At 69.3% G+C, this 9,731-nt stretch carries 9 protein-coding genes; 5 read left to right on the top strand and 4 right to left on the bottom strand.

From position 1 onward, the window contains the following. A partial coding sequence (locus GORHZ_RS07580; RefSeq protein ID WP_006331681.1) for a YhjD/YihY/BrkB family envelope integrity protein occupies nt 1–892 on the bottom strand: 892 nt, incomplete at its 3' end. A gap of 92 nt (nt 893–984) precedes the next feature. Next, a complete protein-coding gene (locus tag GORHZ_RS29455; RefSeq protein WP_006331680.1) occupies nt 985–1,623 on the bottom strand; it encodes a TetR/AcrR family transcriptional regulator in 639 nt (212 codons plus the stop codon). A gap of 84 nt (nt 1,624–1,707) precedes the next feature. Here GORHZ_RS29455 and GORHZ_RS07570 point away from each other — a divergent pair, with 84 nt between their 5' ends. Genes GORHZ_RS07570 through GORHZ_RS07560 form a run of 3 tightly spaced genes read left to right on the top strand, consistent with a single transcriptional unit; the run spans nt 1,708 to nt 4,806 of the window. Next, nucleotides 1,708–2,649 carry an ABC transporter ATP-binding protein gene (locus GORHZ_RS07570; RefSeq protein ID WP_006331679.1) on the top strand — a complete coding sequence of 314 codons (942 nt, stop codon included), beginning with the start codon at nt 1,708–1,710 and terminating at the stop codon, nt 2,647–2,649. Next, complete coding sequence (locus GORHZ_RS07565; RefSeq protein ID WP_006331678.1) at nt 2,646–4,283, top strand: ABC transporter permease; 1,638 nt, start codon at nt 2,646–2,648, stop codon at nt 4,281–4,283. Before GORHZ_RS07570 ends, GORHZ_RS07565 begins: the two co-directional genes overlap by 4 nt. Nucleotides 4,284–4,314: 31 nt before the next feature. Beyond that, nucleotides 4,315–4,806 (top strand): TIGR04338 family metallohydrolase, encoded by a 492-nt coding sequence (locus GORHZ_RS07560; protein ID WP_006331676.1) that lies wholly within the window; start codon nt 4,315–4,317, stop codon nt 4,804–4,806. A gap of 21 nt (nt 4,807–4,827) precedes the next feature. On the opposite strand, the gene GORHZ_RS07555 is transcribed toward GORHZ_RS07560, so the two are convergent. Together GORHZ_RS07555 and GORHZ_RS07550 are read right to left on the bottom strand one after the other, a co-directional pair. Beyond that, on the bottom strand, nt 4,828–6,870 hold the full coding sequence (locus GORHZ_RS07555) for a CocE/NonD family hydrolase (protein ID WP_006331674.1): 2,043 nt from the start codon (nt 6,868–6,870) through the stop codon (nt 4,828–4,830). Between the two features lie 150 nt (nt 6,871–7,020). Next, a complete protein-coding gene (locus GORHZ_RS07550) occupies nt 7,021–8,160 on the bottom strand; it encodes a glycoside hydrolase family 76 protein (protein ID WP_006331672.1) in 1,140 nt (379 codons plus the stop codon). A gap of 329 nt (nt 8,161–8,489) precedes the next feature. On the opposite strand from GORHZ_RS07550, the gene rplJ reads away from it, so the two are divergent. Continuing rightward, entirely contained in the window at nt 8,490–9,014 is a 525-nt protein-coding gene (rplJ, locus tag GORHZ_RS07545; protein ID WP_006331671.1) for a 50S ribosomal protein L10, read from the top strand. A 91-nt stretch (nt 9,015–9,105) separates the two neighbouring features. Next, nucleotides 9,106–9,495, top strand: a complete 390-nt coding sequence (gene rplL, locus GORHZ_RS07540; RefSeq protein WP_040530664.1) for a 50S ribosomal protein L7/L12 — start codon at nt 9,106–9,108, stop codon at nt 9,493–9,495. Nucleotides 9,496–9,731 lie beyond the last annotated feature (236 nt).

The following is a 9,731-nucleotide window of genomic DNA, read 5'->3' as shown; positions in this document are numbered from 1 at the left end:
GAGTCGGGAAGGGTCGTGCGGTACCCAGGTGGTCGCGTAGCCACGTGCCCACCGCCCCGTCGTCGGAGATCACCGTGTGGTTCACGATGGCGCACGTCACCACGATGATGGCGAAGAAGAACAGCCAGCTGATCGACACGAAGATCAGGCCGAGCGTTCCGTAGTGCCGGGTCGTCTCGCCGACGATGGTGGGCAGCGCCAGCCGGCTCCCCACGAGCAGGATCGTGACGAAGAAGCCGGTGACCGCCCCGTAGAACGACAGCAGGCGCATCGGTGCCTGCGAGGACACCAGCAGACGTGGAATCACCGTCCACACCATCGACCATATGAGAAAGGTCGCCGCGATCTCCAGCGCGACGCCCAGCACTCCGTATCCCTGGAACGTTATGCCGCTGATGGAGATCCCGTGCAACTTGGCCGAGAACCCCTGGGCGACGACGCCGAGCGGCAGGACGAAGATCACCACGACCCAGCGCCACCACGTCGAGATGGGCAGTTTGGTCACCTGCCACACCGAGGTGTACATCCGCCCGAGGGCTCGCGACATGGAGGTCGCGCCGGCGATGGTCATCAACGCCCCGAGTAGGCCGAACGCGGCGGCCGATCCGGTCGTGCTCGTGGAGTTGAGGTCCACGCGGTTGGGATCGACGCGCAGACTCTCCAGGGCCTCGTTGACCAGGCTTTCGGTGGGCAGTGCGGTGAGCAGGATGACGATCGGCAGGATCGAGGTGAACGCCTGCGCGGCCAGGGTCATCGACCGATCGGTGATGTCGTTGACCGCGAGGTCATGGACGACGCGCAGCGCGAGATTGGCGCCGGGAACGCGGCGCGCCCGGCCGGCGAGCTTCTCGCCGCGGGCGCGGGCCCTGTCCAGCATCGACGGGGAACTCAACCCGCGCGTCTCCCTTCAGGCGGCTCGCAGGGCCTCACCTCGACCCACCGGGCGATCGTATGCCACCCGGTCCGCGTGTGGGGCCCGTGCCGTCAGGACCCGGACGCGGGCGGGCCACCGTCGGCGGGCGGCCCGTCGTCGAAACCGACGGCGAGCACGTCGAGGGCGCGGTGCAGTTCCCCGAGCGCCGACTCGGTGCCCCCGGACCGGAACCAGCGGTCGAGCGCGACCGCGAGCGCGGCGACGATGCAGCGTCCCTGGATGCGGGCGGCCGGGTCGTCGTCGGGCAGGTGCCGGTGGGTGGCGATGGTCTGCCCGACCTGGTCGCCGACCTGGTCGAGGTATCCGGTGAACGCGGCCCGCAGTTCGCGGCTCGAGTCGAGCAGCCGGAGTTTGCGCAGGCCGTCGCCCATCACCTCCGGTGTGAACAACACCGACGCGTCGTCGATGGACTGGCGCACCGCCTCGAGGACCGGGGCCCGGCGCAGGTTCGCGGCGAGACCGGCGATGACCAGTTCGTCGATCTCGTCGTAGAGCAGCACGTCCTGTTTGGTGCCGAAGTACCGGTATACCGACCGTTCACCGACCTCGGCGGCCGCGGCGATGTCGGCGATCGTCACCGCCGCGTAGCCGCGTTCGTCGAACAGGTCGAGTGCCACGCGTTGGATCTGCTGCATCGCTCGTGCCCGTTTGCGGGCCCGGAGGTCGGGGGAGGAGTCGGGGGACGTCATGGGGTTCCCTTCGGATCACCGATAACTGTACACTTACTGCCAAGTGGCGGTGACTGCCAATTCGATGCGGGTGAGAGGTGTGTTGTGGACAACGTCATCGATGTCGTCGGCCTGACCAAGAGATTCGGCCGTACCCGGGCGCTCGACGGTCTGGATCTGCGGGTGCGGGCCGGTCGGGTGCACGGCTTCCTCGGGCCGAACGGCGCCGGCAAATCCACCACGATCCGCGTCCTGCTCGGACTGATCCGGGCCGACGGCGGCACCGCCCGACTCTTCGGTGAGGACCCGTGGCGCCGCGCCGTCGCCCTGCACGAGCGGCTCGCCTATGTGCCTGGGGACGTGGCACTGTGGCCGAACCTCACCGGCGGCCAGTGCATCGACGTCCTCGCCTCGGCCGGCAGCGGACTCGATGAGTCGCGGCGCGCCGACCTGATCGAGCGGTTCGCGCTGGACGTGACGAAGAAGGCCGACGACTACTCCAAGGGCAACCGGCAGAAGGTCGCGCTGATCGCCGCGCTGGCGTCACGCGCGGACCTGCTGGTCCTCGACGAACCGACCTCAGGGCTCGACCCGCTGATGGAGGAGGTCTTCCAGGAGTCGGTCCGCGAACGGGTGAACGAGGGCGTCACGGTGCTGCTGTCGAGTCACATCCTCGCCGAGGTGGAGTCGCTGAGCCACGATGTCACGATCATCCGCGCCGGACGCACACTGCGCTCGGGCGGCCTCGACGAACTGCGGCGCGGCTCGCGGATCAAGGTGCACGCACGTACCCACGGTGAGCCCGACGGTCTCGCCGGGATGGCGGGTGTGGGCAATCTCGAGATCACGCCGGCCGACGGTGCGGCTCCCGGCGAGCGGGATGTGCGCTTCGACGTCGGTGACGCCGACCTCGACCGAGCCATGGCCGCCCTGGTCGCGGTCGGGGTCGGGTCGCTCACGGTGCGTCCGCCGAGTCTGGACGAGCTGTTCCTGAGTTCGTACGAGACCGCCGAGGACACCTCGGACGCGACGGTGGGTGCGTCATGACCGCGACCGCGGTTCCCGCGCGGACGATGCGTGCGGCGCCGACGACACGGCGCAGCGGGGGCGTGGTCGCCATGGTGGCGCTGACCCTGCGAACCGGGTGGAAGCCCTACGTGATCTGGGTGATCGGGATCGTCCTCGGCTATCTCGGCACGGTCGCCGCGATCGACTCGACCTACACCACGCCCGACCAACTCGCCTCCTACGGCGCCGCCGTGGGCAGCAAGGCGATGTCGGCGATCAATGGCACGCCCTACGGCGCGACGAACCTCGGCGGCATCGCGGCCAACGAGTTCGCGTTCCTCGCCGCGGTGGCGTTCCCGCTGATGGCCACCCACCTCATCGCCCGTGCGACGCGCGGACCGGAGGAATCCGGGTTGCTCGAACTCGTGCGCTCGCGCAGCGTCGCCCGGTGGGCGCCCGCCGTCGCCGCGGTCATCCTGGCGGTGGTCGCCTTCGTCCTGGTGGGCGTCGGGATGTGGGGCACGCTGCTCGGCTACGGCGTCGACACCGCCGACTCCGCGCTGTACGCATCGTCGCTGGTCGGGCTCGGTGTGGTGTGGACGGGTATCGCGTTGTGCGCGGCGCAGTGGGTGCGGCGCACCGGTCGGGTTTACACGATCAGCTTGCTGCTGCTCGGTGTCGCCTACGGCACCCGCGCCGTCGGCGACGTGCGCGACAACGGCTGGAAGTGGTTGTCGCCCTTGGCATGGCAGCAGGAGACGCGGCCGTTCGACACCGACCCGCGCGCGTGGCCGCTGGTGCTCGCGTTCGGGGTCGGGATCGTCCTGATCGGTGTGGGTTTGCGCGCCGCGGCCACCCGCGACCTCGGGTCGGGTCTGATGGCCAGCAGGCCCGGGCCGGACCGGGCCGGGCTGGTCGCCGGATCGGTCCTCGGGCGCGCCGTCGTCGAACACCGCTCATCGATCACCGGCTGGACCCTGGGCGGTCTCGCCGTCGCCCTGGTGTTCGGCCCGCTCGTCCGCGACGTGGGCGCGGCGGTCGCCGGCAACCCGCAGCTCGGTGAGGCGCTCGGCGGCACCGGGGCCGGGGCCGAGGCCACCGACGTCTACCTCAGCCTCACGATCACGCTCCTGGTGCTGATGGCCGGAGGTTTCGTCATCGGCGCCGTCGGGCGGCTGCGCGCCGCCGAACAGGGTGGCCGCCTCGAGACCACGCTGTCGCAGCCCATCGGCCGCTCGTCGTGGCTGGGTGCGCACATCGCGGTGATCGCGGCGGGTCTGCTGATCGTCACGGTGCTACCGGTGCTCGTCTTCGGGCTGCTCGTCGCCCACCAGTTGTCGGACTCCACGCAGATCGGGCACACCCTGACGGCCGGGCTCGAGTATCTTCCCTCGATCGGCGTGTTGGGTGGGTTCGCGCTGCTGCTGTTCGGCTGGTACCCGCGGCTGCAATCGCTCGCGTGGCTGCTGCTCGGCTACACCACCGCGATCGCGTTCCTCGGCGGCATCCTCGACCTGCCCGACGCGGTGCTGCGTGTGTCGCCGATGTACTCGGTGGGCAACGTCCCGCTCGAACCGGTGTCGACGACCGGTGTCGCGGTGCTCGCGGTGATCGCGGTCGCGCTCGTCGCGGCGGCGATGGCGGGGTTCCGGCGGCGCGACGTGCCGTCCTGACCGCGGCCCCGCGCCCGCTACGATCGCGCCCATGCCCCCACGCGATACCGGTCGCAGTCAGGTGTACGAGGCCGAACGGCTCGTGCACCGCATGTTCGACCGCGGCGGGGTCGTGCAGATCGCGGGCACCGAGCTGACGCTGCCGACCGAGGCGATGTTCGCGTCCGCGGAGTCGGTGGGCGACTACGTGTCCCGGGTGCTCGCGATGGGATCGGTGCGGGCGGCGTTCACGCGGGCCGCCACGCCGGTGCGGGTCCGGCATCGTCGGGGTTATCGGTCGGCGGAGTATCACCGCGACCCGGATGGTCCGGTGATCGCGGTCCCGACCTCGCAGGAGGGCCGGTGGGCGCTGCGCGAACTCGTCGTCCTGCACGAGGTCGCCCATCACCTCGACGACTCAGCCGGTCCGGCCCACGGCCGCGGATTCGTCGTCACGCTCATCGACCTCGTCGGGCTGGTCCTCGGTCCCGAGGCGGCGTTCGTCTACCGGGTGGTCTTCGCCGACAGCGGCGTGCTGCGCTGACCCGGCCCGGACCGCCGCGTCTCAGATGGTGGCGCCGGTCTGGACGGTCAGGTAGCTGGGATGTTTGGGATCGAGCATCAGCCGCTGCCGCCGACCGCGCGCCTTGATCAGGTCGGGCACCACGGTCAGGTAGCGAGGGAAACTGGCCGCGTAGACGTCGACCCGCAGCCGATGCCCGACCTCGAGCACCGCGTCGGTGGGCACCAGGTCCACGTCGATGCGCACCGGTTCGTCGGCCGGCACCGGTAGCTTGCGGTGCCGTGACAGGTAGTGGTGTGCGCGCAGCAGGCTGCCGTCGTCGTGATACGTCGACGACGACGGGTCCAGCGCCCGGTTCGAGCACGACAACGCGCCGTTGGTCAGCACGCGCGACGTGCCGTCGGGGGCCACGTCGTTCACCGTGACGGCCCAGATCGCCTCGTGCGCGGTGGTGGCCACGTTCAGACGCAGATTCATCGCGCCGCTGATCGTCGTCGTCTCGGCCACCGGCTCGGAGGTGAACGACAGCCCACCGCGCTCCTGGAACCGGGCGTCGGCGAAGAACGCGCGACCGAACACCATCGCGATCCCGGCCGTCACCTGCGCCATGTCACGCGAGACGGCGCCGCGGATGTCGGCCTGCACCGGCAGTGACGCCAGGCGCCCGACCGGACGCCGCGACAGCGAACCGTCGTATTCGGCGTGGTCGGCGGTTCCCGACGATTCGTCGTGCAGGTAGAGCCGCTGCGGCGCGACTCCGGGACGTGGGAAACACGGCCCGGACGTCCACGAGCCGCCCTGCTGCAGCATGGTGACCGGCCCGTAGTACTCGACACCGTTGCGGTGGCCCTTGAGCCAGCGGTCGAACCAGGCACGCTCCAGGACGTCGAGGCGCGGCGGGGCGGACTGCTTGCCGTGACCGGACCCGACATCGATGTGGTAGCCGTCGCCCACGAGCATCTGCTTGCGGCCGGGTTCCATCTCGAGGCGTTCGTAGATGCCGGTGGCACTGCTGCCGAACAGGTCATGCCAGGCGCCGACGGTGAACGTGGGCACCTCGATCTGGTCGACCTGGGGGTCGCGGTCGTCGAAGTACGGGTCGTCGAAGATGCGGTTGTCGCGGGCGGTGAGGAAGCCCCACACCAGCGAACCGATCTCGGTCGCCGGTGACTTGAGACGGTCGGTGAGCCAGCGCCGCGTGTCGCCGCGGACCAGGTCACGCACCGGTGAGGCCGGGTTGGGCACCCACTTGAGCAGGTTGACCACCGACAGCCACGCCGGGATGAACGCCGACGGCATGCCGCCGGTGATGTAGATGTCGCGGACGATGTCGTCGCAGCCCTCGACGGCGAACACCGCCTTCAGCGCGGGCGGGCGCTTGTCGGCGGCCTGCAGTGAGTTGATCGCCGAGTACGACCAACCGGCCAGGCCGATCGCGCCGTCGCACCAGTCCTGCCGCGCCACCCAGTCGATGATCTCCACCGAGTCCTGCTGCTCGCGGGCACCGAGGATCTGCCACTTGCCCTGGCTGGCGCCGGTACCCCGAACGTCGACGATGACCTGCACGTAACCGCTGCGCACCAGGCTGCGGTTGATGCCGAACACGTCGAAGACGCCGCCGGACAGTGTCTTGGTGATGTTCGTGAGGCCCTCGAGTCCGGTGCCGGTGCCGTCGATCGCCGCCGACGCGGTGTGCAGCGCGCGGCCCAGGACCGGGGCGTGCAGTGTCTGGTCGAGGATGTCGACGGCCACCCGGTTGTACGGGTTGATGTTCACCACGGCGGGGTAGGGGGTCAAGACCGTCTGGCCGAACCGGTTGGCGGGCCGCACCACCGTCGCGCGCAGCCGAACCCCGTCACTCATCGTGAGCACGACGTCGCGGTCGATGGACACGCGCGGGTAGAGCTGCTTGCCGTCGACCTGTTCACGCCAGCGGATGCCGTCGGCGCCGCCGGTCGGATCACCGAGGGGGAGCGTGCCGAAATGCGGCGCGCCGATCCGTCCACCCGACGACGTCGCGGTGCCGAGCGGCCGCTTGCGGCGCTTCCGCTCCGCGGGTTGTGGGGACTCCAGCTGGTACGTCACGGTGCATCACCTGCCTGGGCGTCGTTGCCCGGTCACAAAACGCCCACCGTGTCGCGGTGGGCGGTGGGTGACGCACGTCATATGTGTGGCGTTGGTCACCTCGCCGGACGAGGATATCTCAGCGTCGGTAAAGGTTTGCTAACCGGGTAGTCACTTTTTGGTCATTCTCGTCAGGGTGGCGGCGGCCTCGAGTGTCATCCAGGCCGAGATCTGGACCGAAAGGTCGCGCTCGGGCGCCGCCGACGAATGCACCGCACCCCCGATGAGCTGGGCTTTTGTGCCGTCGTCGGTGGGTCGGCGGGCCGGCCGGTGCCAATCGGGCCCGAAGACGGGGCCGTCGGCGGTGTCCGCCCGTTGTGACCAGGCCGCCTGCGCGCTGATGGTCACGATCGCCGCAGCCCGGCGGCGTACGTCGTCGGCGGCGGTGTCAGCGGTGTCGCCGGCGCTGGACGGTAGGTCGGTGGCGATCAGCGCCAGGTAGCGGGCGAGGATGCCGGCGAACAGGCCGCCGTCGCCTCCGCCGGCGCCCGGGATGACGCCGTCGACGCACAGACGGGTCTCCACCGCATCCAAGAGGCGAGCGATCCGCTCGGCGTGCACGGTATCCCCGGTCCGCCGCGCCAGCTCGAGTTCGGTGCCCAGCACCACACCCTGGCAGTACGTGTAGATGGCGGTCACCCGCTCCATCGGCTCGTCGCGGCCGGTCGGTTTGACCCCGTCGATGACGAGGTGACTGTCCGGGTCGATCAGCGTGCTGTCCATCCAGTCGGCCATCTCCCGTGCCCGCTCGAGGTGGCCCGTGCGGGCGAGCAGGATCGCGGCGGGGCCGTTGGCGGGCGCGTTGAAGAACAGGTCGGCTTTGCGCCACGGGATCCCGCCGCCGAGCTGCGGGACCCACGCGCGCAGCATCTGGTCGGACAGCGTGCGCACCGCCGCCGGGTGGCGCAGCCCGAGGTGGCGGTCGGCGCGTTCGATCGCCAGACCCATCCACGCCATGTCGTCGTAGTAGTTGTTCGTCCAGCGGCCGAGGTTGCGCAGGTGGATACCGCGGAGCAGCCGGTCGACGACCTCGGCGCCGTCGTCGTTCACGCCATGGCGGATCGCGGCGTCGACCAGTACATCCACCAGGTGCGCGTGCCACCAGTAATGCCACATGCCGAAATGGCCGATGATGGGATGTGACGGCCACGCGACTGCGGCGAGCCGCGTACCGGGCAAGCCCAGCATGCGCCGCAGGTGACGTCCGGTGATGGCCGCCGCGGCCGCCTCCGCACGCTCGTCGGCGGTCATCGGTGCAGGTCCGTCGTCCGCCGATTTGGATTCGCCGCCCACACTCGCGTACTGTATTCGCTTGGTGTGACACACAGCCGTGTGTCGTATCGGTTCAACCAGAGACCGTCGGTCGTCGGGAGCGATCCCGATCGAAGGTCCGGCTCGGCAAGCATCCACGATGCGCAGGAGTCGGCGGCCCACGCAGGAAGAACGAGGATAGACGGTGCGCCCGCGCGCGCCGATTCACGCCCCGTGCCTTTCTGTGTGCCGGGGCGTTTGTCATGTCACGCGCCTCTCGGCTCGGGTTGGACTCGACCCAACTCCAGAGATGAGAGAGGAGGCGAAGTATGGCCAAGTCCGACAAGGTCGCCGCTGTTGCGGAGATCGCCGAGCAGTTCAAGGGCTCAACGGCGACGGTCGTCACGGAATACCGTGGCCTGTCCGTCACCCAGATCACCGAACTCCGACGTTCCCTCGGTGAGGGCGCAACCTACTCCGTCGCCAAGAACACCCTGGTCAAGCGTGCCGCCGCAGAGGCGGGCGTGGACGGGCTCGACGAGCTGTTCAGCGGTCCGACCGCGATCGCCTTCATCGAAGGTGAGCCGGTGGTGGCTGCGAAGGCGATCAAGACGTTCGCCAAGGACAACAAGGCTCTGGTCATCAAGGGCGGCTACATGGACGGCAAGCCGCTGTCCGTGTCCGAGATCGAGACGATCGCCGACCTCGAGACCCGTGAGGTTCTGTTGGCCAAGCTCGCCGGTGCCATGAAGGGCAACTTGGCAAAGGCTGCCGGTCTGTTCAACCAGCCGGCTTCGCAGGTGGCGCGTCTCGCCGCGGCACTGCAGGAGAAGAAGAACGAAGCCGGCGAGTAACACTCCGCCGCAACCACCAATCCCCCCGCGGGTGCCGCCCGTACCGGGATGAACCAACCCCCGCATGGGGACTGACAGGAAGGACGCCATCATGGCGAAGCTCACCGCTGACGAGCTCATCGATCAGTTCAAGGAACTGACCCTGCTGGAGCTCAGCGAGTTCGTGAAGAAGTTCGAAGAGGTCTTCGAGGTCACCGCTGCTGCTCCGGTCGCCGTGGCCGCCGCCGGTGCCCCGGCTGCTGCCGGTGCCGAGGCCGCTGCCGAGCAGGACGAGTTCGACGTCGTCCTCGAGGGTGCCGGTGACAAGAAGATCCAGGTCATCAAGGTCGTGCGCGAGATCGTCTCCGGCCTGGGCCTCAAGGAAGCCAAGGACCTCGTCGAGGGTGCTCCGAAGGCGATCCTGGAGAAGGTCGACAAGGACGCCGCTGACGCCGCCAAGGCCAAGCTCGAAGAGGCCGGCGCTTCGGTGTCGGTCAAGTGACGTTCGGTCTCCGACCGAGCAAGTGACGTTCGGTCTCCGACCGAGCAAGTGACTCTTGGTCTCTGACTGAGAACACAAGACGGCTGTCACCAGCCAAGCCAGAAGGGCCCCGGGATTCGTCCCGGGGCCCTTCTGCTCTCTCGCCGACAGCACCCTGTTTCTCGCTGACAGCACCCGGTTTCTCGCTGACAGCACCCGGTTTCTCGCTGACAGCACCCGGTTTCTCGCTGACAGTG

This window comes from Gordonia rhizosphera NBRC 16068 (genome assembly GCF_000298195.1).
Taxonomy (GTDB): domain Bacteria; phylum Actinomycetota; class Actinomycetes; order Mycobacteriales; family Mycobacteriaceae; genus Gordonia; species Gordonia rhizosphera.
Note: the sequence above shows the minus strand (reverse complement) of the source record. Positions and strands in the feature narration are given on the sequence as shown.